19 protein-coding genes and 1 tRNA gene are annotated in these 24,264 nt (G+C 45.4%); 8 read left to right on the plus strand and 12 right to left on the minus strand.

The features are described from left to right. Positions 1 to 32: 32 nt before the first annotated feature. From J2X05_RS03285 to J2X05_RS03300, 4 genes are read right to left on the minus strand one after another with little or no spacing between them, the layout of a single operon-like run. On the minus strand, positions 33 to 1,295 hold the full coding sequence (locus J2X05_RS03285; RefSeq protein WP_310068585.1) for an O-antigen ligase family protein: 1,263 nt from the start codon (positions 1,293 to 1,295) through the stop codon (positions 33 to 35). A gap of 20 nt (positions 1,296 to 1,315) precedes the next feature. Further along, complete coding sequence (locus J2X05_RS03290) at positions 1,316 to 2,329, minus strand: acyltransferase family protein (protein WP_310068587.1); 1,014 nt, start codon at positions 2,327 to 2,329, stop codon at positions 1,316 to 1,318. Positions 2,330 to 2,339: 10 nt separating this feature from the next. Further along, the gene (locus tag J2X05_RS03295) at positions 2,340 to 2,897 is read right to left on the minus strand and encodes an arsenate-mycothiol transferase ArsC (RefSeq protein WP_310068590.1); all 558 of its coding nucleotides are present in this window, start codon (positions 2,895 to 2,897) and stop codon (positions 2,340 to 2,342) included. Between the two features lie 40 nt (positions 2,898 to 2,937). Continuing rightward, positions 2,938 to 4,059: a glycosyltransferase family 4 protein gene (locus J2X05_RS03300; protein WP_310068593.1), complete on the minus strand. Its 1,122-nt coding sequence runs from the start codon at positions 4,057 to 4,059 to the stop codon at positions 2,938 to 2,940. 190 nt (positions 4,060 to 4,249) lie between these two features. Between J2X05_RS03300 and J2X05_RS03305 the strand changes: the two genes are divergently transcribed. From J2X05_RS03305 to J2X05_RS03320, 4 genes are all read left to right on the plus strand, one after another. After that, on the plus strand, positions 4,250 to 5,431 hold the full coding sequence (locus tag J2X05_RS03305) for a carboxylate--amine ligase (RefSeq protein WP_310068594.1): 1,182 nt from the start codon (positions 4,250 to 4,252) through the stop codon (positions 5,429 to 5,431). 57 nt (positions 5,432 to 5,488) lie between these two features. Continuing rightward, positions 5,489 to 6,496 carry a polysaccharide deacetylase family protein gene (locus tag J2X05_RS03310; protein ID WP_310068595.1) on the plus strand — a complete coding sequence of 336 codons (1,008 nt, stop codon included), beginning with the start codon at positions 5,489 to 5,491 and terminating at the stop codon, positions 6,494 to 6,496. Between the two features lie 91 nt (positions 6,497 to 6,587). Continuing rightward, positions 6,588 to 7,538, plus strand: coding sequence for a polysaccharide deacetylase family protein (locus J2X05_RS03315; RefSeq protein WP_310068597.1), 951 nt, complete (start codon positions 6,588 to 6,590; stop codon positions 7,536 to 7,538). 16 nt (positions 7,539 to 7,554) lie between these two features. Beyond that, on the plus strand, positions 7,555 to 8,850 hold the full coding sequence (locus J2X05_RS03320; RefSeq protein ID WP_310068601.1) for a FemAB family XrtA/PEP-CTERM system-associated protein: 1,296 nt from the start codon (positions 7,555 to 7,557) through the stop codon (positions 8,848 to 8,850). Here the strand turns inward: J2X05_RS03320 and J2X05_RS03325 are convergent. The 7 genes from J2X05_RS03325 to J2X05_RS03355 form a co-directional block, all read right to left on the minus strand. Continuing rightward, complete coding sequence (locus J2X05_RS03325; RefSeq protein ID WP_310068603.1) at positions 8,834 to 9,658, minus strand: GNAT family N-acetyltransferase; 825 nt, start codon at positions 9,656 to 9,658, stop codon at positions 8,834 to 8,836. The two genes, J2X05_RS03320 and J2X05_RS03325, sit on opposite strands and share 17 nt — an antisense overlap. Before the next feature lie 274 nt (positions 9,659 to 9,932). Further along, positions 9,933 to 12,560: a tetratricopeptide repeat protein gene (locus J2X05_RS03330; protein WP_310068605.1), complete on the minus strand. Its 2,628-nt coding sequence runs from the start codon at positions 12,558 to 12,560 to the stop codon at positions 9,933 to 9,935. Positions 12,561 to 12,639: 79 nt separating this feature from the next. Beyond that, positions 12,640 to 13,959, minus strand: a complete 1,320-nt coding sequence (locus tag J2X05_RS03335; protein ID WP_310068607.1) for a hypothetical protein — start codon at positions 13,957 to 13,959, stop codon at positions 12,640 to 12,642. A 15-nt stretch (positions 13,960 to 13,974) separates the two neighbouring features. After that, positions 13,975 to 14,781: a CpsD/CapB family tyrosine-protein kinase gene (locus J2X05_RS03340; protein ID WP_310068611.1), complete on the minus strand. Its 807-nt coding sequence runs from the start codon at positions 14,779 to 14,781 to the stop codon at positions 13,975 to 13,977. 4 nt (positions 14,782 to 14,785) lie between these two features. Continuing rightward, positions 14,786 to 16,303: an XrtA system polysaccharide chain length determinant gene (locus J2X05_RS03345; RefSeq protein WP_310068613.1), complete on the minus strand. Its 1,518-nt coding sequence runs from the start codon at positions 16,301 to 16,303 to the stop codon at positions 14,786 to 14,788. 40 nt (positions 16,304 to 16,343) lie between these two features. Next, complete coding sequence (locus tag J2X05_RS03350; protein WP_310068614.1) at positions 16,344 to 16,961, minus strand: XrtA/PEP-CTERM system exopolysaccharide export protein; 618 nt, start codon at positions 16,959 to 16,961, stop codon at positions 16,344 to 16,346. Between the two features lie 54 nt (positions 16,962 to 17,015). After that, positions 17,016 to 18,422, minus strand: coding sequence for a TIGR03013 family XrtA/PEP-CTERM system glycosyltransferase (locus J2X05_RS03355; protein WP_310068616.1), 1,407 nt, complete (start codon positions 18,420 to 18,422; stop codon positions 17,016 to 17,018). Between the two features lie 232 nt (positions 18,423 to 18,654). Between J2X05_RS03355 and tviB the strand changes: the two genes are divergently transcribed. The 4 genes from tviB (at position 18,655) to J2X05_RS03375 (ending at position 22,059) form a co-directional block, all read left to right on the plus strand. After that, the gene (gene tviB, locus J2X05_RS03360; protein WP_310068618.1) at positions 18,655 to 19,929 is read left to right on the plus strand and encodes a Vi polysaccharide biosynthesis UDP-N-acetylglucosamine C-6 dehydrogenase TviB; all 1,275 of its coding nucleotides are present in this window, start codon (positions 18,655 to 18,657) and stop codon (positions 19,927 to 19,929) included. A gap of 1 nt (position 19,930) precedes the next feature. Continuing rightward, positions 19,931 to 20,941 (plus strand): NAD-dependent epimerase, encoded by a 1,011-nt coding sequence (locus J2X05_RS03365; protein WP_310068619.1) that lies wholly within the window; start codon positions 19,931 to 19,933, stop codon positions 20,939 to 20,941. A gap of 26 nt (positions 20,942 to 20,967) precedes the next feature. Next, on the plus strand, positions 20,968 to 21,903 hold the full coding sequence (locus J2X05_RS03370) for an XrtA system polysaccharide deacetylase (RefSeq protein WP_310068620.1): 936 nt from the start codon (positions 20,968 to 20,970) through the stop codon (positions 21,901 to 21,903). A 79-nt stretch (positions 21,904 to 21,982) separates the two neighbouring features. After that, positions 21,983 to 22,059, plus strand: a tRNA-Arg gene (locus J2X05_RS03375). A gap of 167 nt (positions 22,060 to 22,226) precedes the next feature. Here the strand turns inward: J2X05_RS03375 and J2X05_RS03380 are convergent. Beyond that, on the minus strand, positions 22,227 to 24,077 hold the full coding sequence (locus J2X05_RS03380; RefSeq protein ID WP_310068622.1) for a tetratricopeptide repeat protein: 1,851 nt from the start codon (positions 24,075 to 24,077) through the stop codon (positions 22,227 to 22,229). Between the last annotated feature and the right edge of the window lie 187 nt (positions 24,078 to 24,264).

Genomic DNA, 24,264 nt, shown 5'->3' on the forward strand with positions numbered 1-24,264 from the left:
CCTATAAAAGTGCCAACCAAAAATTTAACTTTCTATGTCTTATTTTTTTTATTTTCACACAAAGAATTTAAACATACGATAAACGACAAATGCATCCAAATAAATGGATAATAAGAAACTGTCACGAACTGCCCCGCGATCAAAAACCCCAAGACGCCATATCCTAACGAAACAGCAACCGCCCTCTCATATGTTTCAGCTCCTTGCCGCCTATAAATTTTAATAGGTACATAAATGCTATATAAAATAATAAATATGAAAAGCGTCAATGCGGGAAAGCCAGCATCGGTCCCCACCTGAATAAATATATTGTGAGGCAGCTCCGCTCTGTCATATAACATATCGCCGGAGTAATGCCTTTCGTAATATGGAATAAAATTAAAGAAGCCCACACCGTCCAAAGGATGATTTCTCATCATCTCCCATCCATTTTCCCAATATAACAATCGCTGTTGCGACGTCTTATCATTCCCAGTGCTTCTAAAACGTTCTTTTTGCTCCTCTGGCAACAAATAAACTAAACCTATAACTAAAACAGTTACTCCAATCAGCGACTTAATCCTAAATATACTTTTGCGAAACATAATTGCCATAACAATAGCGAGTGCCAACTGCGATCCCCTACTACTCGCGCCAAGCACAGTTAAAATCGGGCAAACCCAAAATGCAATTAGAATTAGTCGCTCCCAAAGAGCCGCTTTCGCTTTAAAATGCTGGTATAAATAAAATGCCATAGGAAATAGCATCACCATCAAAATAGTGAGCTCTCCTGAGTTTTGAAAAAAGCCCTTTGGCCCCATAAGCCCCCAACTAGTAAAACTGAAGCCTCTAAATGCCCATGACTTTGCGGTACCTATAGCAATTTTTCCTGCCGCAAAAAGAAATATCAGTAAAAAAATATAAAACCGTTCTTTGGTATTTACAATCCTAGTAACTAGGAAATAAATAATTACCCAGCTAAAGAAATCCATGAAGTATTTTTTAGATACTACTGTGTTATATGCAGTAAAAACGGAGACGCTAATTAGAATAGAAAAAAGAACTATGTATATGTTTGCAGCTGATTTTACATTCCTCACAGATGGATCACTGAAAGAGCCTGCTAACGCACCTATTAAAAATAACTGCGCCCAAGGAAGAAAATCTATAACCGGAAAAAGAGCTTGTGGTCGAACAAATTCAAAGAAGAGATAAAAGCATATCATCCAAAATGAAAAATGCTGGCCTTTAAAATAAGACCACATATTCTTCACATTGAAAACATAGAAATTTTCTACCACCTTAGGCGCTTCCACAAAATACTCCACTTAGGATATCAATTTACTTTATGTCTAACGGCCCGAAACAAGGGTTTTTCGATTGCGTAATGCACGAAAAAGGAAGTGGCTAATACCAGAATTATCGTAACAAAAAGGGATTCAAGCGCACCCAATACACCACTTAAAAAGCCAAGAACACTGGTGCCAGCCTTACCATGCAAGAGGTATAGCGGATAACTCATACCCCCGAATACTGCCATCAGTTTTGTGTATTTAAAATATCTGTTGATATTGTGCAAAAAAAAGAAAAAAAGAAAAAACAAGAAGGTGAGCACACCTACAACTACGCGATCCCAAAGCTCTACTGCTCTTACAAACCCATCAATCTGTCCACAGGATTTTATAATTGCAAAAACCATCGCGGTTATAAATATACTGATGGCATACCAGCTCTTTGGATTATTAAATATTAAATAGGCAGAAATTCCGCCAATAAAACAAAAAGAATAAGACGGACTAATAAACCAGCCCATAAAAAATGGCTGTTTTGTAAAATGATGTGCAACCGCCATTAATAACCACGCACTCAACCACAACTTATAATGATGAATTTGTCCAAAGAGTATCAATAAGAATATACATGCATAAAACTTTAACTCCGCCTGTAACGTCCAATAAACACCATCAATATTTGGCACCCCAAAATAATCATTAATAATTAATCCATTTAGAAAAATGGCAGTGGTTGACGCCAAGGGAAAATCAAGGACATGCAATATAAACAGCGTTATTAATAGGCAGACGATAAATGCAGGATACAACCTTAGCGCTCGCAGTAAAGCAAATTTTATTGCTGAACGATTTTGTGCAGACGCCATAATCACAAAACCACTCAGCAAGAAAAAAAAATTAACACCTAGATATCCATATTCAAAAAAATTTACATTGTTGGTGCCTATTTTTTTTTGAATAAAAGGAAGATAGTGATAGAACATCACCAACAAGGCCGCAACAAATCTCAGTGGATCTAGAATGCCAATTCTTGCTTCTACTATTCCAATTTTGTTCATTATGCGACCATCAATCCTTTAAACGCTCATTTAATTGAAGAACCGCCATCACAACTGACCGCTCACACCGATCAAAATATTGCTCATTTGCATTGTAAGGATCATGCAAATAGGCGATTGGCAGTGGCAACCACAAACCCGCTAGAGTTATTTGTACTGGCGCCTGCGCAAAACGATGCTCTAAAGCCCAAATATGTTTTGGTTCCATACCGATGAGCAAGTCGCCCACTTGCGGTTGATATTGATCTACTCGCATAGTTTTGTGTTGGGTTAGCTCATAACCGTGTGACGATGCCCAAGCGACTGCGCGTGGATCTGCCGGATCATTGCCGCGCGTATCCAACCCGAAGGAGATACTCGGCAGATTGTGTTTGCGTGCTACCGCCTCAGCCAAAGGGCTGCGACAGATGTTGCCGTGACAGACAAATACCAATCGTGTCACTTTTGTAAAATCAATTTTTTTCAAAGCGCGATAGGCGCCCAGCATTCGCATAAATTCAAAGCGAATGTACCGCAACAAGCCACGCTTGGAGCCGTAATGATTTTTAATTTTTTCTGATAGTGTCACGGGCCAACCTGTTCTTTAATGCGTGTTTTGGTATAACACCTTAAGTGCTAATACCCAGTAATTTGCTGTAATGTTTTTTGTAGGCGCTGAGCATTACGCTGAGTGAAAACGTATTACACATATGCTCGTAACCTGCCCTTGCAAGACGCGCTGCCTCTCCAGGATTACTTAATAAATACTTGATCGCGGCTGCCAGTTCCACCGGTGAGTTCACCGGAACCAGATAACCGGTACTGTTGTGCGTAAGAATTTCTTCCGGCCCACCACAGCGGGTTGCTATAACAGGCAAATGACTTGCCATTGCTTCAATAGTGGCGATGGAAAACCCTTCGGAACTTGAAGAGAGGACAAATAAATCCATCTGCGCAAGAAATTCAGGGGTGTTGTCGTAAAAGCCGATGAAGTGCATTTGCGCTGTGACACCAAGCCTGTGCATTTGCTCATTGAGTTGTTCCATTAAATCCTTTTTTTGGTGCCCGGCGATGACAAAATGTAGCTTTGGATTTTTTAACTCTGCAACGGCGTCAATCAAGGCTTGGTAATTTTTGGCGGGGCGAATATTGCCAAGGCTGCCAATCAATATCGCGTCAGCAGGAATGTTTAGCTCGCTGCGCAATCTTCCTGTCATCTTGGTGTGGTAGCGCTGTTGCTCTACACCGTTGTAGATAACCGCAATTGCATTGGCAGAAAACAGACCACGAGCTTGAATATATTGCGCAAGGTCGCGGCTGACGGCGATTAACTGGCTCACGCCCATGCGCATAATTTTTTGTTTAATCGCCACAAAACGTTCATTGGGGTTGATATCTACACGCCCATGCAGTGTCGCAATCAAGGGGATGCGCATGAATAAGCAGAGAATGGAGTAGGTCAGTGTTGAGCCTAATAAATGAGCGTGAACCAGCGCCGCGTTTTCGCGTTTTAGCAGCTTGTATAACTGCCAGTAATAGGGAATGGCAAAAAAACCGTAGGGCTTGAGAATATGGTAGCGGATGCTGCGCTGTTTTAATTGCGCTTCAACCCAACCCGGCCCTTTGATAATGGCAAGATTGTCATAATTTTCCAGTTGCAATTGCTGGGCAATATCGAGAAAAACAGTTTCGGCACCACCGGGGCCGGTAGTGTCAATCGCGTGAATAATTGTGTGTTTTTTATCGGTCATAGCCATGATCTTTCAGTGACAAGTTCCTTCCGACGATAACAAAAGTTTAAGAGGACGCATTCTATCACCATCTGGTTGCGCGCTTGTGGATTTGTTAGCCAATCCGTATCATTCGCGCTGCGCGCTGTTTTTATCTGATGCCGTTTGCACAATGATTTTATGCTGGTTAACTAAGGCTGGTTGCAGTGACATGACACACTTAATTCTTGTTCTTGATGCAGCGCAGCGCAGCGCTTTGGCGGTAACCCGCTCACTGGGAAAGCTCGACAACATCCAGATAGTCACGTCGGATTCATCTACCTTTGCCTTGGCCGCCGCATCGAAATATTCGCAGGAATATTTGCAGTCGCCCTGCCCTTCAGCGGAACCCGAGTCCTATATCCAGTGGCTGGAAAATATTTGTACCATCCGCCAGTTTGCACTGGTGATTCCAGTAACCGAAATCACCAGCCAATTGCTCCTGATGCACTCCAGCCGCCTGCCCCATGTGCGTTTAGCGTTTGCCGATTACAATACAGTGATGTCGCTTGCTGATAAATATCGTTTGCTTGAGCAAGCAAAAGCCTGCGGCGTGCCTGTTCCTGAATTTACCCTGTTCGAAAATGCAGCTGGCGCTGATGCGAGCCGGTGGTCTTATCCGTGCGTCATCAAACCTTGTCTATCAAAAATCTTTACACCCGCAGGATGGATAGCCACGAGCGTCAAGGTACTGCAATCAGAACAGGATTGGCAGCGCGCACGTACTGCTGCACCTTATCTGGAGCAGTATCCTTTTATGCTGCAAGAATTTATTCCCGGTAGCGGCGCGGGTGTTTTTTGTTTGTATAACAAAGGCAAGGCAACCCATTTTTTTGCTCACCGACGCCTGCGCGAAAAGCCACCGCAAGGCGGTGTGAGTGTGCTGAGTGAGAGTGTAGCTATTGACCCCGCGCTGAAACAATACGCACAGCAGCTGCTGGACCATGTGCATTGGCACGGGGTGGCGATGGTTGAATTCCGCATAACGCCAGATGGGCAACCTTATTTAATGGAAGTGAACACCCGCTTTTGGGGCTCGCTGCAATTGGCGATAGATGCGGGGGTCAATTTTCCTGCCCTGCTGGTACAGCATGAGTTGGGCATAGCAGGCGGGCCAGCGATAACGGAGTACCGCCAGGGACAACGTTTGCGCTGGCTGTTAGGTGATCTGGATAGTCTTTATTTGTATTTAAAAAGCGCTTATCCGCTAGCGCAAAAAATGCAGCGGGTGCTGGCCTTTTTTGCACCCACTGCATTTTTTAAAACCCGTCATGAAACCAATCGCTGGGGTGACTTAGGGCCTGGGTGGTACGAAATCAAAACCTATGTGCGCCAGCTTTTGGGGCGTCAGTAATATTTACCTGGAAAGAATTACCACACAAAAATGAATGGCGACTAAACTTTAATCACTATGAAACAGTTACTCAAACAGATCGCCACGCGCGGCGCCAACTATTTCGGCCCCCACCGGATGAATTGGTTGCAGCAAGATCCACAGCTTTGGGTGCTGATGTATCACCGCATATTGCCGCACACGGATATCCGCTACCAGCTTGAAGAACCGGGCATGATTATCACCCCCGAAACCTTCAGCATGCACCTGCGCGAATTAAAACGGCATTTTGATCTGATGGATTTTTCCGAGTGGCTGCGTTTGCGTGAAGCGGGTGAGCGTTTGCCGCGCCGCGCGTGCGTGGTGACATTTGACGATGGCTGGTACGATAACTACGAATACGCGTTGCCGATTATTAATGCCGAAGCAACCCCCGTAACCCTATTTGCGGTGGTGGAAAAAATTGGCACTGAGTTTCAGTTTTGGCCCAACATTGTGAGCGCCCTGCTGCACAGCAATGCACTCAGCGCACTGCAGCAACAACCGGTATTTGCGCGCGCACTGGCACAAACAGGCACCGGCGGCGATACTAAAAATCGCGAATTTATTGCCACCGTTATTAAAGCGCTCAAACAATCCAGCGATGCCGATATTTTTGCTGCGCTTACCGCTCTCAATTGGCAAACACTACTGACGTTTAGTATGCCGCGCGGCTTGATGACCTGGGATGAACTGCGCAGCATGACGCAATCCGGCCTCGTCAAAATTGGTTCGCACACTTGCAATCACAAACGGTTGAATGCCCAGCTCAGCAGCGATGAAATTGCACACGAAATTGTCGCCAGTAAAGCGCTATTGCAAGCACAGTTACCAGATGCAGTAGATATTTTTTGCTTTCCCAACGGCGATTACAATCAAGCTGCATTGGATGCTGTCACGGCCACGTATCGAGCTGCCGTTACTACACAACGCGGCATTGTGAATGCTAGACGCACGCCCGTACATCAACTGTGCCGTATTGGTGTACACGAACAAGTGAGCAATACACCGCGCCTGTTAGGTGCCCGCTTGTCAGGCTGGGTGTAATTGATTCACTGAATTTTTTATTACATGGAATTAATGGTTGATGAGTAGATTGCTGCAATCGACATTAACATCGCCAAGGTTGACACGGCTGATGAATTTTTTGGTGGGGCATTATGTCACCATCTACATGATTCATCGCCCGCAACCTGACAACGGCGCCTATGAAGGACTCGCTCCAAGACTGCTTAATGACTGCCTTAATTATGCGCGAAAAAGCGGTTTTGAGTTTGCCTCTATTGATGAGTTAGTTGCCGATGCCTTGGCTGGTAATAATCGTGAGCGGCCGACCATTTGTTTTACTCTTGATGACGGCTATCAGGATCAAGTAGATCAATTGGTACCAGTGTTATTACAACATGATGCCAAACCAACGCTCTACACGATTGTTGATATGGTTGATCGCCACGATTGGCCATGGGATGCAAAATTAAATTACGCTGTATGGAGTTCTGCACTCAGCCAAGTGGAATTTCACTATCAGCAAAAGCCTTTCAAGCTCGATTTAACCCATCCGGTAGCACGTACGCACAGCCGCCGCCAACTTACTCGCTTTGGCAAAACACTTAGCTCTGATGATTTGATGCAATTTGTACAGAATGCAGTGGCGGCACTTGCGGTTGAGCTCCCAACAAATGCACCCTTAACGTATACGCCTGCCTCTTGGGATAGTTTACGTGCAGCAGAATTGCAAGGGTTGCGCATAGGCTCACACGCTTGCAGCCATCAGGTTTTTGCAGCGCTGTCGGATGCGCAAATTAGTGCGGAATTAGCGCGCGCAAACCATCGACTTGGACAGGAAATAAATAACCCCTCCCAGGTTTTTTGTTATCCATCCGGCACAGCACAAGATTACTTACCTCATCAAGCTGAATTGGTAAAAGCGGCAGGATTTGTGGCTGCACTCACTGCGATGCCAGGCAATATGCGCTTGCAGCACATAAAGGAAAAGCCACTGCATATTAAACGCCACAGCTTCCCAAACAGTTTTGATAAATTTGTCAGGTATTCTTCCTGGCTTGAATATATTCGCAGCTCAATTTAACAGGTTTACCCGCGTTATGAATTTGCCATCGGCACTGCACAGCGAGCTTAAATCGCTGAAAGTTGAAAAAGGAATTATTTCCGGAAAATTTAAACACTTGCTCAAGGATAGTGTCGAATACGCACAGCAATTAGAGTTGATGAAAGACATATCCCTGCGCATCAAACAGCTTGAAAGCGCGTTAAAGGATGCAGAGGCACTCACTACCACCAGCCAAGCGCCAGCCGCGTCAACCACACCAGTATTTCCTACGCTTAATCAGCACCGCTGCTGGGACAATCCATTTACGCTATCCGTTGATAACTTTGCAGCTGTAACAGATTGGCCGGTATTTGTGGCGCAACATGCTTATGCACTACCGAGCCACAATCCCGCTTGGGCAGAGGTAATCGAGCAAAGTTTTGGGCACCATTCACTGCTGGTCTGCGCGCGCGATAACCAAGGTAAATTATTGGGCGGCATTCCTGTTACGGTGTTTTCATCGCCACTATTCGGCAAATTCGCGGTTTCAATGCCCTACCTGAATTACGGCGGCATAGTGTGCGAGTATTTTGATATCTGTCTGGCACTCATCGATAAACTACGCGCACTGCGCACAGAGCTGGAATTACGCCATATTGAGATACGCAGTATTTATCCCAACCTCGGGGATAATCCTTCCACCAAAAAAGCATCCATGATTTTGGTATTACCGGCAAACGACACAGAGCTGGATAAAATGCTGGGCAGCAAAGTGCGCGCCCAATATAAAAAAGCGGATGAATTTTTGCCGGAATATAAAATTGGAAAAATGGAATTGCTGGAAGATTTTTATCGCGTATTCGCTCGCAACATGCGCGACCTGGGAACACCCGTGTACGCCATACAATGGTTCGCAAATATTCTGCAACACCCGGGCTTAAATGCAGCCCTACTCATTGTGTATGTCAAACAAAAACCCGTTTCGTGCGCTTTTTTGGTCAATCATGGCAAGCTGATGGAAATTCCCTGGGCATCAACCATTCAATCAGCGAACAAGTACAACGCCAATATGTGGATGTATCGCAAGGTGCTTTCGTTCGCAATAAACCAGGGCTGCCACTATTTTGATTTTGGCCGCTCAACATTGGATGCCGGCACATTCAAATTCAAAAAACAATGGGGAGCAGAGCCTTGCCAGAATTATTGGTACACCCTGTTGCCAGAAAACGCGCAAAAACCTGAGCTTAACCCCGACAACCCGAAACTTAAAATTTTTATTATGCTTTGGAAATGGCTGCCGGTATGGCTGACAAAAATTATCGGCCCGACAATTATTAAAGGGATTCCCTAGGCGCTTTCATTCGTTGCAAAAAGTCATTCATGTAATACAAACTTTTTAGCAGTGGGTTTCTCACTAACATCAAGCTGGAAAAATGGGCATGGTGAGTGGCGAGCGATTGTTTGTAATTGGAGTTCTTGCCGTTACCTGCCATGAAATCATAATAAATGGCATCGGTTGTAAATGCCTTTTCTATTTGCATTCCCAGATGCAATGTGCCTAGTGATATTCCATCCTGAAATTTTTCAACATAGCCCGACTGGATATTATATATCCGCTGCCGATAGTAGAGATCCAGTACCACCGAAATAGGCTTGCCGTTGCAATAAATAACTGAGAGATCCGGCTTTCCACCCACATCGGCAATGCGCTGTAAAAATGTGATGATTTGTTTTAAGTTGCGTCCTTGATAGCATGGTTTATCCCAGCGCTGCAGATGAAACTCATTGAGGATACGAATAAACCCATCCAAATCTGGCCACAGATTTTGCTGGCTAATATCACCGATCGCATACAGCTTTTTACGCTTGTTAAATAACTTCAAGCGCGTGTTACTGCCGATATGTTTTAGATAGTTATCGAAACTATTTTCCTGTAAACGCACCGCGTAACTTTTCGCGACGTCCCGCACCAATACTTGCAAACCTTTGGCTTTTGCGGCGTTGACCAACGCGGCATATTCTGGTGTGGCGGACATAATGTCGGGAAGAAATAACTGACTCCACGGATGATCAAGGGCAGCGGCAATAAATGTCTCCGCTTGCTGATTGACCAGCATGAAATACTCGCTGCGCAAACTTGGGCTGACACTGGTGGACATACCCGCAGGAAAAAGTGTTTGAAATGAAAGGAACGACGGCTTTTTTTGTTGGTAGCAATAAAATGTCTGCTGGTCATTGATCCCTGGATGCTGATCTCCAACCGCTATAATAGCGTTGTGATCTGCCCATGCATTTTCCCAGGCCTCCCTCCATTCCCGAGTAGAAAAAATCCCTGGACAATTTGCTGCGGGAAAGTAATCGCTCATGACATGGATTCGCTATAGACAAAAAAAATAGCGAGCAGTCGTAAAACTGCTCGCTAGTTTTTATTAATTACTGACGGCTTTGTGCTTCTTTGAGATGGTATTGCATCTCTTGATTGTCCGGCTCGAGAGCTACTGCTTTAGTGAGCAGCTCAATACCCTTTTGTAAATCGCCACGCTCTACCAGGATCCAGCCGTAGGTATCAACAATAGCTGCAACATTAGGAGCAAGTTCATAAGCCCGTTTAGCATACTCTAATGCCCGTGGATCTTTACTTTCATAATACATCCACGCGAGGTTGTTCAATGCCGCAGGCATTTGCGGATTTAACTCAACGGATTTCTCATACCAGGCAATAGCTTGCTTGGGATCATTCTTACCTTGAGCACTCACAGCCAGCAACAACGACGCCCTGTTGCTCTTAGGTAATTTCTCATACCAATCCGCAAGGAAAGCTTCAGCTTTTTCTTGATTGCCGCCTTTGTGATGAAAACCGTAAATTTGCTCAGCAACAATTTCCATCGGCTTGGCTGCCCAGGATTGCATGTACAGCTGAAAACCTTCGTCTTTTTTATCTTCTGCAAAACGAATCAAACCTTGCAAAAATAGACGCTCAGCTTCGTTCTCTGGAGTTTTAACAAATTGGTCGAGTAGTTTTTGCGCCTCTTGAATATTCTTGGCACCAATTTCTGTCTCAATCAATACTGCAAGATAATCGGCATTTTCTGGAAATAATTTGATTGCCTGCATTAAACTTTCGCGTGCTTCAGGCAGTTTATTTTGCCCCCGGAGCTGTACGCCCTGTAAACGGTAGAGATTTGCCGCAATTTGTTTGATGTTGGTTGCGTTATTACTACGCTCCAATGCGATATCAATATGTTTTATTGCTTCAGAAAATTGGTTTTTTCCGACATACAATTGTGCCAGTACAACAGACGGCTCCCATTTACTGGTTTTCCCTTCCAGATCACGCACAAACGAAAACGCTGAGTCCTCACGTTTTAGTTTGCGCATTTGCGCAAACCAGCGGGCATATCCGATAACCATACCCGGATCTTCTTCTAGAGCCAATTGCCAAGCAGTAATTGCTTTTTGTGCCAGCTCTTGCGTTTCATACACCTGCGCTAGCCCGGCATAAGCAAATTGTTTTTCTTTGCTATCTTTTACTGCGATGGCTTTTTCAAACTCTTGCTCAGCAGCCGAAAAGTTTTTTTGTTGTAACTGATACCAGCCTGCAAAAAAGTAACCGCGTGAGTTTTGCGGGTCTTTATTTTTAAACGCCGTTATTTCTTCTTCCAGCTTTTCGGTTTGGTTATCGTTGAGCAATGTTTTGAAATACGCTTGTTGGATATAGAAGTCGTCTGGCTGCTCCTGATAAGCTTTTTGCAACTGCGCCACTGCCTGCTCAGTTTGTTTTAAAAGCAAATGGCGCTTCGCCAACGCAATGCGGATACGCTGTTGTTTGGGCTCAAGTGCCAAACTTTTTTCCAGTGCTGTCGCGCCCTCTGCACTTTGTGGATCTTTATCGAGCAAAGCCAGACCATATGTGGCCAACACAATATGATTGTTCGGTTGGCTATCTGCCGCTTTCTTCAACAACTCAATCGCTTCATCCATTTGGTTATTGCGAAACTTAACCAATGCAGCAGCTTGCAGAACCGACGGCGTGGCAGTTTCCGGGTCAATAAATTCATCAAACAGGTCCGCTGCTTGTTGATTGGACCCTTGTTGATATTCGACCATACCTAGCAGGGTTGCAGTGTTTTTATCGTTTGGATATTGCTCACGCAATTCACGCAAAATAGCTTCTGCTTCAGCAAATTTCCCCTGCTGGTAATACTCCATCGCTTCACTAAAACGTTGTTGCGCAGCATTACCTTCCGGGTTGGACTCTGCCAATAATTTTTGGTAAGTGTATGCTTCGCTGGTGCGCCCTTGCTGGATCAAGGTATCCGTTAACAAGCTGATAATTTGCCCTTTTCGACGGCTCAATATGTCGGTGTTTTTCAACAAGCCCAACGCTTTGGTGAGGTGCTTTTCAGCCCCATCCAAATTGCGCAGAAAAATATTTACACCAGCCATCATGGTCAAGGCATCGATATTATCCGGAGTGGCCGCCAACACTTCAGTCAAGGTAGACTGAGCATTCTCAAGCTCGCCTTTTGAAAGCAAATAACTCGCCTCGATGTATTTTGCTTCTGCATCACTACCACCCAGGGCTTTAAACTCTTTCAGAGCCAACTCATATCCATCTTTATTGCCCAAGCTAATGTTTGACATAGCACTTATCCACGCCTGACGCTGTTTGGCTTCAGGATTGCTGGCATCAGCCGGATAAGTATTTACGGTATTGATTGCCGTCAGGGATTTTTTATTAAGAAAATAGGCATAGGCCAATTCAGTCGCCACTGCAGGGTTTTTCTTTACCACTTGCTCCAGTAAACTTTGCGCAGAGGCATAAGAGCCAATTTCATTATATATATGCGCCAAAGCAATATAACCATCGGCCGATTCTGGTGTCAGTTGAATAATATTTTTGGCTTCAATAATCGCCGCGCGATATTGACCTTGCTCCATATATACTTTGGCCGAATTTATATGCCGCTGCGCCTGCTCCTGGCTTTCTGCTTGTTTATCACTGCACGCGATCAAACCGGCGCAAAGTGAAATCAATATTATTTTAAAAAAACTCTTCATTTTCCCCACCCGTATTTCCATTTTGTTTTCACCAGTAACACAGTCTGACCACCAATTACGACGCTTTGTATTGCACCCATCAAAATTCATATTCCAATATGGCACCATATATATTCTCTTGGTAATTATTCACTTCCCCTTCCCCATCTCGCTCTTCCTTGCGGGAAAATAATCGGATATCAAATCCATTATTAAACCGGTAGGCATATTCCAGGGATAAATAATCCGTTGTGTATTCTCTATTAACCTGATTAACATCTTGATCGTATTTTGATTGATCCACTCGCAGCGTTAATTTAGCAGCGCTCGACAATGAATAGACAAATGCCGAACGAAGGTAGTTATTGCGCGCTTGCTCATCGCGCTCGAGATATTCATCGTCAACTAAAGATGCTCCAACCGAAAATGTACAGCGATCACAGATTGCATCTGTACTAAAATCCAGCGCCATATTGCGCCTGTCTATTTTCCCCAAATTTTGGGACAAGCCATCGCTACCCGGTATAGGATTTTCATTACCCAAATTACCATTACCAAACGACGAATCTGTTATCTGCCGATCCGCGGACGCGGTAAAAAGATGGTATCCACTGGCGTAGCCCAAGCTAAAGTTATAACTGGGAGCACTCTGTTTTTCTCCGGTCTCGGGAGAAATTTCGTTGTAACCTACTTGTACACTGTAATCCAGTTTGCGCAGCTGCACTTGGTAAGAAAGTGCTGTATTCACCATACGATAATCAGCATCAGGTTGCTGATCGAAACTCACATCCATTTGTTGTGAACTTAACATCATCGCACTGGTTTTGGAGGTGACATGAGCCCACCCAAACGTAGCGCCATTGCGTTTTGAATCCTGACTGCCATCGGCTTCTATGAAGCGCACTTTTGACGCTTGCCCCTGCAGAAAAATTCGATCAGCGCCGGATAGCCTTTTGCGGATGATTGGCCGCGCTGAAATCATTTCACGCTCTTGCTGGTTTTCCAACAAGGTCACCTCTTCAGGTGACCGGAGCAACATGCGCCGGGAATGCTCAAGCTCCAATGCCAGAGGATCAGCCTCTTTACCAAAAACCAAAACTGAGCTGCCATCGGCATACTCTTCATCGGCCTGTGATTGCTCGGAGAATTTTTGTGCATGAAGCTGATAATCAACATCAGCATCCACCAGCCAATTGCTGTAATCAGCCACCAGCCCCAATCCATAAATATCCTGACGTTCCTCTATGGGCTCCAGCAACGTTTTTTCGGCGTTGTCTGTCATCAAACTGCCAGCCGAAATAGAGGCACTAAATTGGTTTTCTTTTACAGGTGTTTCGTACAACTGGTTGGCGTGTACTTGGTTAAACACCAATAGCATTAACGAAAGCCTGGTGGCGGGAAGTAATTTTATTATGTTCATAACCCGCCTCACTAATCAGTTATTGAAGACGACACCCGCAAACTTTTCTTTGCCTACTGCGTCCACAGCAGAAAGCACCTCATCAGTAACGACTTTGCCAAACGGCACAACAAGTAATGCATGATCACAATAACGCGCCAGGATTCGCGCTTCAGTTGACTGCTGAATTGAGGGCGCATCCAATACAATAAAACGGTCGGGATAACGCGATTTTATTTCAGCTACCAACACTTCCATCCGTTTGGAGTTGAAAAATTCGGCAGCAGAGTCGCTTGATCCGCCAGAAGGAATAACGCGCAAACGCTCGACGCCCGTTGGATAAATAATATTTTTAAGCGGGACTGTGTAGTCAGTTAAATAATTTGAAAGGCCTGACTCAATATTAGAGGTAACATATTTCCCTACGTCCGAGTTATAGGGGTTGCAATCTACGTAGAGTGCAGTCTTGTGCTGATCAAGAGCGAAAGTGGCGGCCAGATTAAAACTGAAATAACTGGAAGCTACATCAGCTGCAACTGATGAGACCAGCACAACCATATTGTCTGAGTGATGACGCTGCAAAAGCCGAATACGCACCTCACGAAATGCGTTCAGTACTTCACGCTGGCGCATACCCGTAAAGACGATTTTTTTCTCATACAACTCTTCTTGCATCCAGAGCAGAGGCATATCCATATTTTTAATCTTTTCGCGCTTGCGATGCTCCAGCACTGCATTTTTTACGAGCTGATCGCTATCCTCCACCAATGCATCAACATCTTCCATCAATTGGCTTAGGTTTTTTTCTTTGCGTTTATCCATCATCATGCCCTGAGTATTCACCAGATTAACCCTTGACCAATTGCCAATAAATTGCGATCGCCAGATAACAAATCATGCCAACACTCGCAATTGAGAAAATCAACAGCACATCTTTTTTCAATAACCGCTCCCCTATTGGCGATTTGTAATGGGGGATAACACCAATCACTTCGATATCAGCCGGCAACTGTTTTTGCAAAACCCGTGCAGAGCGCAGATGAGGATCAACCATCACAAACAGCAGCAGCAAACCGATTGGGGCCAAGAGCCCAATAATGGGGCCAGCAAATGCAAAATGGATAAAGTGCAAACCAGACGGCTTTAGCGGAAAACTGGCGGGCTCTTGAATGCGATAGGAGACACCTTGGCCTTCAATATCCAACGTCATGGAAACCCGTGCCGACTCTTTACGTTGCAACATTTCATCGTAAACTTTTTTGGTTACATCATAGTCGCGTGTCAACTCTGACAGCTCGGCCTGGCTGGCGGCGATGCGCTGCTGACGGGCAAACTCCTCTTCCTGAAGCACCAATAAGGACTGCATGCGTCGCTTCTGTGCGCGCAGCTCAACTTCAGCATCCGCTGCCTGTTTACGCAATTCTTCGTAGAGCGGGTTTTGGACTTTATCGCTATTACCAAAAACATCGCCAGACGATTGAAGTTTGCTAATAGCGGTATCCAACTCCGCAATTTGCGCCCGCAGGGAGACTACATCGGGGTAGTTTTCCTGATAACTCAGCAACATTTGCTCCAACTGCGCATTCAAGGTTTGACGACGCTGATTCATCTCGTCAACTTGGCCTTTTGCTTTTAAATATTGACCTTCATTGTTGAGCTGTTGCTCGATCGAGTTAATACGGGACTGGGTCTCTTCGATTGCTATCTTCAAGCTTTCCAGTTCCTGACGCAGCTCTCCTATGCGCGCACTGACGGACTCTTCGCTGCCATCGGTATTTTTTGATTTAAATTCCTTCAGCTTTTCTTCAGCAGCTTCCAGTTGGCGCTTGTAAGTTTGCACCTGCGCATCAATAAAGTTATAGGCACCCACACTTTCATCGCGCTTACGCTTGGCAATATCTTCGATAAATACGTTAACGACCGCATTGAGGATTTCAAAGGAGCGATCTGGATTACCTGCGGTATAGCTGATCTGCACATAGTTCTCATTGCGTTCACGTGCAATGACTATCCCTTCGCGCAATCGTTTGACCAACGCATCCTGTTCATCAACAGAGGAGGAGTTTTTCAACAACCCGGCTTGTTTAGCCGTTTCCAACAAAATCCGCCGCGTATAAATCACCTCACTCGCCTGCTCGGAGCGGTCGATCTTAGTGATCTCTGCGCGCCCTTTAAGCAGCGGCTCAATAATGTTGGTTACATCCGCAAACAAGACTACCTTGGTGGTGAAGCTCTTTGGCCACACTAGCCCGACAGCAAGAAAAATGTAGGCGACCACCAAAAACAACAGCACGCACCAAAACCGCAAGCGGATCAGCTCAGCACGCAACGCCGCCAATAAATCTTTCAGGTATGCTTTATCCATGTGCTATCTCAATTCGTTAACCAACAATTTCAACCATCACTTAAAAATTGCGCTCTGGAACAGTAACTATGTCCGATGGCTGCAAGGTGTAGTTAGTTGCAACATCGCCATCATTGATAAGATCATCCAGTTTGATTGGATATACTTTCAATTCGTTATTTACCTTGCGGTACAGCTTGGCTTTATTCGCAGATGCAAACTGATTAGGTCCACCAGCCAGCAACACCAGATCGAGCACAGTCATACCTTCGCGGTAGGGAATAGATTGCGGGCTTGCAACAGCACCAGTGATGCGCACACGGCGTTGGAAATCGGAACTGCTGGGATTGGTGACTATCACTGTTACCTGCGGACTGCGGATATAGGTAGTGAGACTCTTGGTGATATTTTGTGAAAGCTGTTCAGTAGTCAGGTCAGCCGCCATGATATCGCCGATCAACGGCATTGAAATTTTGCCATCGGGACGAACCGGTACATTGAGTGACATTTCCGGATTGCGCCATACATTCACTGATAACGCGTCGCCTACACCTATACGGTATTCGGCCAAAACAGCGGCATCTGCCGCTTCTGGATTGCTCACGGCTTTGTTGTTACTACACGCGGACAGAATAAATACCGCCAGCATTACGCCTATAGCTGCCATACATTTTTTCATAGAGCCTCCCTCTATAAGTAACCAAGAGACCAGCCAATCAACACTGCACCAGTCTTAGTGAACACCCTTACCTAATAAAATAATTTCTACCGTTTGGATCATGATCAACATGTCCATAAAAAAGCTGTGATTTTTGGTGTAGTACAAATCGTACTGCAATTTGTTTTTAGCATCTTCCACTGAAGCGCCGTAGGGATATTTCAACTGCGCCCACCCCATCAACCCAGGCTTTACTTTATGGCGCATCTCATAAAAAGGAATTTGCTGCGCAAGATCGGTTACAAACTCAGGGCGTTCAGGGCGAGGCCCAACAAAACTCATATGACCAGCAAAAACATTATACAGCTGTGGCAATTCATCCAGTCGGGTATTGCGGATAAATGCACCCACACGGGTAACCCGCGCATCATTTTTTTGCGCCCATACGGCACCATTTTTTTCAGCATCCTGACGCATACTGCGAAATTTGTAGATGCGAAAACTGCGCCCATTGAGGCCAACCCGCACCTGGTGATACAGCACCGCCCCCGGGCTTTCCAGTTTCACCGCCAGTGCAGTAAGCAGCATGAAGGGCCAGAGTACAACCAGAAAGAGCGAGGCCAGAATCAGGTCGAACAGGCGCTTGGCAAGCATACGCCGTTTGGAATATTTGAAACCATCTGAAAATAACATCCAACCTGGTTGCAGTAGCGATATATCAATCTTGCCCAGTTCGCGCTCGCAAAAACTCAATGCATCGCAAGAGGGGATGCCTGCAAGTTTGCAATCAAGGAATTGGCTGAGCGGGAAAACATCACCACCCGAACGACGGCGCTCGTCGGGCGAAATAACAATTTCGGAAATCTGGAATTGTTTGGTGAAGGCCAACCAATCTGAAGGTTCAGGAATTAACAGGGCGGAATCGACTTTGGTTGGCTCGCTACCGCTTGGAATACAGCCGACAATCTTGACCCCTAGGACATCCACATCCGGCGTAAGGTCGGACAACAGTTTTTCTGCACGGGAACCAGCACCGTAAATCACAACACGACGCTTGAGTTGGCCGACATCGACAATTTTGACAAAAATCCAGCGCGATATGCATACCAGCAAAGTGGACAACAATACACACCAAAAAATCATCGACTGATTAATAAAATTGCCGTCGAAGAACAGGTTTATCAGATAAAGAGCCAAACTACCCAACAGGAAAAAACTGACCATGGTGCGCAGCACCATACTGGAGTAGCCCTCGCGAATCAGTGCAGTGTAAACCCCCATCGACAAGGTGCAGCAACTCAAGACCAGAGACAATATGATGATCGGCATCCAGCGAATTGTTTTATCGAATTCATCAGCGCTGGCCTGCACACCCAAATACTGTATGCCCCAGGCAACACCCGCAACGATAAGCGCATCCACAACCCCGAGATAGAGGTATGGAAGATGGATATAATGCTTGTTAAGGCGAATATAAGACAAACCCGGTTCCTTGACGTTGCTGTAGTAAAGATAGAAAAACAGAGAGCGGCGGATTATATCAAGGTTTATGACAATATTTCGATTTATTCCCTGCCTGCGCGCATGGCTACCCAGACCTCTCGCTTGCATCTTTGGTAAACCGCTATTTCACAACCTCATTGTCTTTAATCTTAAGGCGAATATGGTATTTTAGTCGCCCACCTGTGGATCATCCCCCCGCTAAGGAATAAACATGTTTGCAAGCAACCCAACACTCTGTGTCATAGGTTTAGGTTATGTTGGCCTACCACTCGCTGTCGAATTCGGTAAAAAAATTACCACCCTCGGTTTCGACATCAACCAGGCGCGCGTCGATGCATTGCGCGCTGGCATAGATCACACATTGGAATTGACCGCCGAGGAGTTGCAAGCAACAGAGCTGCTGAGCTTTACCACTCAGGAAGCGGACATCAAAGGCGCCGACATTTATATAGTCACCGTGCCCACCCCGATCAATAACAGTTACCAACCGGATCTGACGCCTCTGGAAAAAGCCTCGGCGCTGCTCGGCCGCGTTATCAAGAAGAACTCCATTGTTATTTTTGAATCGACCGTATACCCCGGCTGCACCGAAGAAGTGTGCATTCCGATTATCGAGCAGATCTCCGGCATGCGCTTCAATGAAGACTTTTTTGCCGGCTATAGCCCCGAGCGGATTAACCCCGGCGATAAACAGCGCCGCGTTCACAATATTATCAAAATCACCTCAGGCTCCACGCCTGAAGTCGCGGATTATGTCGATGAGCTCTACCGCAAAATTGTGGTAGTTGGCACCCATAAGGCCGGCAGCATCAAAGTTGCTGAAGCGGCCAAGGTGATCGAAAACACCCAGCGCGATCTCAATATCGCCTTGGTAAATGAGCTGGCATTGATTTTCCATCGCCTCGGGATAGATACGCTGGAAGTGCTTGAGGCTGCGGGCACCAAATGGAACTTCCTTCCATTCCGCCCGGGCTTGGTTGGCGGCCACTGCATCAGTGTTGACCCCTATTACCTGACCCACAAAGCGCAACAAGTGGGCTACTACCCGGAAGTGATTTTATCCGGGCGCCGCATCAATAACCGCATGGGTGCCTTCGTGGCCGACTCGGTGGTAAAAATGATGACCAAACGCAAGGCCCATGTGGTCGATTCCAATGTTCTGATTATGGGTTTGACCTTTAAGGAAAATTGCCCCGACCTGCGCAATACCGGTGTCATCGACATTATTGAAGAGATGCGCAACTACAACACTAATGTGCAGATTTACGACCCCTGGGCCGATGCCGCCGAAGCCAAACACGAGTACGGTTTGGATCTGATCGACAAGCCCATTCCCGGCAGCTATCAGGCAATTATCATTTGCGTAGCCCACGATGTGTTTCGCGAAATGGGCGCCGAGGGTATTCGAGCACTGGGTGCCCCCAACCATGTGCTCTTCGATGTAAAACACATACTGCCCAAAAACGCCGTAGACGCGCGCCTCTGATATGAAAATTCTCGTTACCGGCACAGCAGGATTTATCGGCGCCGCACTCGCCCAACAACTATTGGCGCGCGGCGATGAGGTTATTGGAATCGATAATCTCAACGATTATTACGATGTGCGACTCAAGCAGGCGCGGCTGGATTTATTAACCTCACAGCCAAACTTTACCGAGCTACGCATCGGCTTGGAAGATAAAAATGCGATCGATCAGGCGTTCAAAACCTATCAACCACAACGTGTAGTCAATCTCGCCGCACAAGCAGGTGTGCGCTATTCGTTAAGCAACCCGCAGGCCTACGTCGATTCCAACATCACCGGCTTTTTAAATATTTTGGAGGCTTGCCGCCATTTCGGCACCGAGCATCTGGTCTACGCCTCTAGCAGCTCGGTTTATGGTGCAAATACGCGCATGCCCTTTGCCGAATGCGACAACGTGGATCACCCAGTGAGCCTTTATGCGGCGACCAAAAAATCCAATGAATTGATGGCACACACTTACAGCCATCTATTCCAGATTCCCACTACCGGCCTGCGTTTTTTTACTGTCTACGGTCCCTGGGGTCGCCCGGATATGGCGCCGATCCTGTTTGCTAATAAAATCGCGCGCGGTGAGGCCATCGAAGTTTTTAACTACGGCAAACATCGCCGCGACTTCACCTATATAGATGACATAGTCGCGGGCATTATTCACAGCCTGGACAATCCCGCCCAACCCAACAGCAACTGGACTGGCGAACACCCCGACCCCGCCAGCTCCTCAGCGCCCTATCGCATCTACAATATCGGCTCCAATAATCCCGTAGAACTGCTGCACTTTATTGAGTTGATGGAACAGGGTTTGGGCAAAACTGCAGTGAAAAATTTGCTCCCCATGCAACCGGGTGATGTACCTGATACCTACGCCAATGTCGATTCACTGGTCAGCGCTGTCGGCTACAAACCGCAAACCTCCATTGAGGAAGGTGTAGCGCGTTTCATCGAATGGTATCGCGCTTACTACGCAATACGTTGATCCCACACATCCTGAGCAAACAGCACATGTCGCACATCCAATCCCTCCACACTACCGCTGCGCAGGCCAAAGTCACTCACGCCATGACAGTGGATGTGGAAGATTATTATCACGTTGCTGCCTTCGCCAATGTGATCAAACCGAGCGAGTGGAAAAATTGGCCATCGCGCGTCGAGGCAAACACCCATCGCCTGCTGCAATTGTTTGACGATGCCAATATCAAAATTACCTTTTTTGTTTTGGGCTGGGTCGCTGACCATTATCCGGAATTGGTAAAAACCATCCGCGCGCAAGGCCATGAAATCGCCTCGCACGGTTACAGCCATCAACTGATTTACAGACAGAATCAGGATATCTTCCGCGCAGAAACCGCAAAATCCAAAACAATCCTGGAAGACTTGGCGCAAACACCCATCACCGGCTATCGCGCAGCCAGCTATTCAATAACGCGCAAATCGCTCTGGGCGTTGGACATATTGGCTGAGCTGGGCTTCACCTGGGACTCAAGCATCTTCCCTACACGCCACGACAATTACGGCATCCCCGGCAGCCCCGAAGAACCCTATCGCATCATTACCAACAGCGGTGCAAGCCTGCTGGAATTCCCATTGACCACCGCCAAAATACTCGGCCAGTCGATTCCCGCAGCAGGCGGCGGTTACTTTCGCCAATATCCCTATGTATTATCAAAATGGTTATTTGAACGCGCGAGCCTCAACCAAACCAAACCGCAAATTTTTTATCTCCACCCTTGGGAAATAGACCCGGAACAACCGCGCATCCCCAATGCCAGTTGGTTCAGCAACTTCCGCCACTACACAAACCTGCAACGCTGCCTGCCGCGCCTGGAGCGCATGATTGCCGATTTCCAATTTGGCACCATGAGCCAAAGCATCGGTTCAACGCAGGTCACCAAAGAGCTGAGCATTCACGATTTGGCAATCGATTTAAATCATAAATAAGAGGGCAAGTTTGCCGTAGACGGGCGCGATCAAGGACAGTAGAATCGCCGCCCTTGATCATCGTGTTAAGTCCTATTACGCACCTGTAGCTCAGTTGGATAGAGTAGCGGTTTCCGAAGCCGTTGGTCGCTGGTTCGAATCCAGTCAGGTGCGCCACCAGCCATTCCAAAGTTGCCTCATGTAAACCAAGATCGTCTCAGTCTAATGTGTATGCCGGGGCAAAAAAAACATGCCTGTAGAAAAAGATCCCAGATTAAGCGTAGACCGCTGTCAGAAGAGTTAATCACCATCCTTTCAAGAAATGGCTTTCATACATCCAATAATTATTTATGGGATGTTACTCGCATCAATGCAGATCTAAAGTTCTCATTGAGATTGCCGGGATCTAACTCAACTGCTTTATTTAAATAAGTTTTTGCTTCCTCAAGTTTGTTTTGTTTTTCCAATTCTATCCCGATCATATACCACGGATATGGGTTATCAGGGATCAATCTCGCACTTTGTTTGTACGCATTAATTGCCAGGTCAGTTTGTTGATAGATCAAGTACGTGTTACCTGCATTCAATAGCTTGTAACCGTCCGCGAAGCTGGTAAGGCTATCATCACTGGTAAACGATAAAAAATTAACCCCTAAAACATCTCCAACCTCAGGGAAAAGAATGTATTTTTTAAGTGGAAAAAGATCATTTATTTTTTCATTTTTAAATAAATAGATAAACCGACCATCATTTCCAAAAAGCCATATTCGTGAATATTTTGACAAGTCAAGTTCGTTCGAAACAGGTATTTTAGATATGTATTTACCTCTTTGTGTTGCAGTTGATTCCTGTGAATAGGACAGCACATCAATTTTCACATCGTAATTAGAAAGATAATTGTTTAACGAGTTTCCATAGTGAAATGGTTCATAAGGAAACGATATACCGGTTATCAGAATATGCTCGCTTTCTTTTTCATCTAGATCTTCAACTAACATCTTAAGGGAATTTAGCAGATTTCTTTGTATATCTTCTTGTATCAAAACCCACTGATTAGCCGAACTTGAATATTTCTTTATGTTTACTACATGGCTGATGAAACCAACCATGAGCAAAAGACCAATAAAGAGACCAATCTGTGGTCGTTTCCAGCCATGTATAATATGAGGCGATGCTACTAAAAAAATGATTGCAAATGATAGATATGCACCAGTCCATGAGTAACCTGGATGCACATGACTTGCTAAAAGCGAATTAGGAAGTAACGCTGCGATGAATCCGAGCAGGCACGCGGCATAGAAAAATACAGATGATTTATTCTTAACTTGAAACTTGTACCAAACCAAAGCACCGATCAACAGTAATCCAACAAGACTTGCAACATTATAGCCGAGAGAAACATATTCAAACCAATTTGACATAATTGACAACGGGTTAAACTCTACCCTGTAGGCATCGTTGCTGTTTGTAATAAAAGCGGATTTTATGGTGAAACTATAGATAAAAACTATGCATAGGGCTAAGAAAACTGATGCGGTGGGCGCTATGGCTTCTTTCACTGATTTCTTTTGATGATACAAAAGCCATACGAGAGAAACGGCAATTGCAGCTAAGCCAAAGGTCTCTTTAGCCAGAAAGGCTAGCAGTGAAAATATAAAAAGTAACAATACAGATATTTTAAATGACTTTTTGAAAAAAAATGAATAAAACAAAACGCCAATTAACAAGAAAAAATATGATAACTGCGAAAACGCGTCATGCGCATAAAAAGAATAGAAGTAGGGATGAGAAAACAATAAAAAAATATAGATTATATAAGTCGCCAGAAACTGAAAATTGAAACTAATATTCAATAGATTTTTTGCAATAGTAGCGGTCATTGCTACATTCATAAGTGTGACAAAGATTATGGCTGCAATTGAACCATGAACGCCAAAGCGTCCAATTAAGAAAAAGAATGCCATTCCTGAAGGACGAGGTTTACTTAAATAATTTAGAACACCTAACCCAGAGTTACTAATATTTGTGGGAAGATAAAAGTCAGAATGAAGCGGCCACAAGGGGTCATAATACCCAGGAAATATAAACTGCAACACAACGGCATGAGCGATTAAAGCAAGTGCAAACAGAGCGACGAACTCTAAAGCTTTATTCGTGACGGGCAATATCGAGCTCTTATCTTCAACATGAGGCATAGCCATTTCTCGGTAATTTTTATCTCGGAAATTCGGCATAAATCAAATTAATTTTCTAAATTCAACATCTAACGAGGTAATTATCTAAACATTCTCAGCTATCCATACGATCCAAGACATCAGTCCCTCCTGCGTATCATTTGCATATTATTTGTTGACCTCCATTCGAAAATGCGCAACATACTTC

The sequence above is a fragment of the Cellvibrio fibrivorans genome (assembly GCF_031457055.1).
Taxonomy (GTDB): Bacteria; Pseudomonadota; Gammaproteobacteria; order Pseudomonadales; family Cellvibrionaceae; genus Cellvibrio; species Cellvibrio fibrivorans.

Excerpts from the sequence above, each read along its gene's own strand:
- J2X05_RS03335 (WP_310068607.1), bottom strand. The coding sequence starts at position 13,959 with ATGAACATAATAAAATTACTTCCCGCCACCAGGCTTTCGTTAATGCTA.
- J2X05_RS03365 (WP_310068619.1), top strand. The coding sequence starts at position 19,931 with ATGAAAATTCTCGTTACCGGCACAGCAGGATTTATCGGCGCCGCACTC.
- J2X05_RS03305 (WP_310068594.1), top strand. The coding sequence starts at position 4,250 with ATGACACACTTAATTCTTGTTCTTGATGCAGCGCAGCGCAGCGCTTTG.
- J2X05_RS03325 (WP_310068603.1), bottom strand. The coding sequence starts at position 9,658 with ATGTCCACCAGTGTCAGCCCAAGTTTGCGCAGCGAGTATTTCATGCTG.
- J2X05_RS03345 (WP_310068613.1), bottom strand. The coding sequence starts at position 16,303 with ATGGATAAAGCATACCTGAAAGATTTATTGGCGGCGTTGCGTGCTGAG.
- J2X05_RS03300 (WP_310068593.1), bottom strand. The coding sequence starts at position 4,059 with ATGACCGATAAAAAACACACAATTATTCACGCGATTGACACTACCGGC.
- J2X05_RS03350 (WP_310068614.1), bottom strand. The coding sequence starts at position 16,961 with ATGAAAAAATGTATGGCAGCTATAGGCGTAATGCTGGCGGTATTTATT.
- J2X05_RS03290 (WP_310068587.1), bottom strand. The coding sequence starts at position 2,329 with ATGAACAAAATTGGAATAGTAGAAGCAAGAATTGGCATTCTAGATCCA.
- J2X05_RS03320 (WP_310068601.1), top strand. The coding sequence starts at position 7,555 with ATGAATTTGCCATCGGCACTGCACAGCGAGCTTAAATCGCTGAAAGTT.
- J2X05_RS03380 (WP_310068622.1), bottom strand. The coding sequence starts at position 24,077 with ATGCCTCATGTTGAAGATAAGAGCTCGATATTGCCCGTCACGAATAAA.
- J2X05_RS03315 (WP_310068597.1), top strand. The coding sequence starts at position 6,588 with ATGAATTTTTTGGTGGGGCATTATGTCACCATCTACATGATTCATCGC.
- J2X05_RS03370 (WP_310068620.1), top strand. The coding sequence starts at position 20,968 with ATGTCGCACATCCAATCCCTCCACACTACCGCTGCGCAGGCCAAAGTC.
- tviB (WP_310068618.1), top strand. The coding sequence starts at position 18,655 with ATGTTTGCAAGCAACCCAACACTCTGTGTCATAGGTTTAGGTTATGTT.
- J2X05_RS03310 (WP_310068595.1), top strand. The coding sequence starts at position 5,489 with ATGAAACAGTTACTCAAACAGATCGCCACGCGCGGCGCCAACTATTTC.
- J2X05_RS03330 (WP_310068605.1), bottom strand. The coding sequence starts at position 12,560 with ATGAAGAGTTTTTTTAAAATAATATTGATTTCACTTTGCGCCGGTTTG.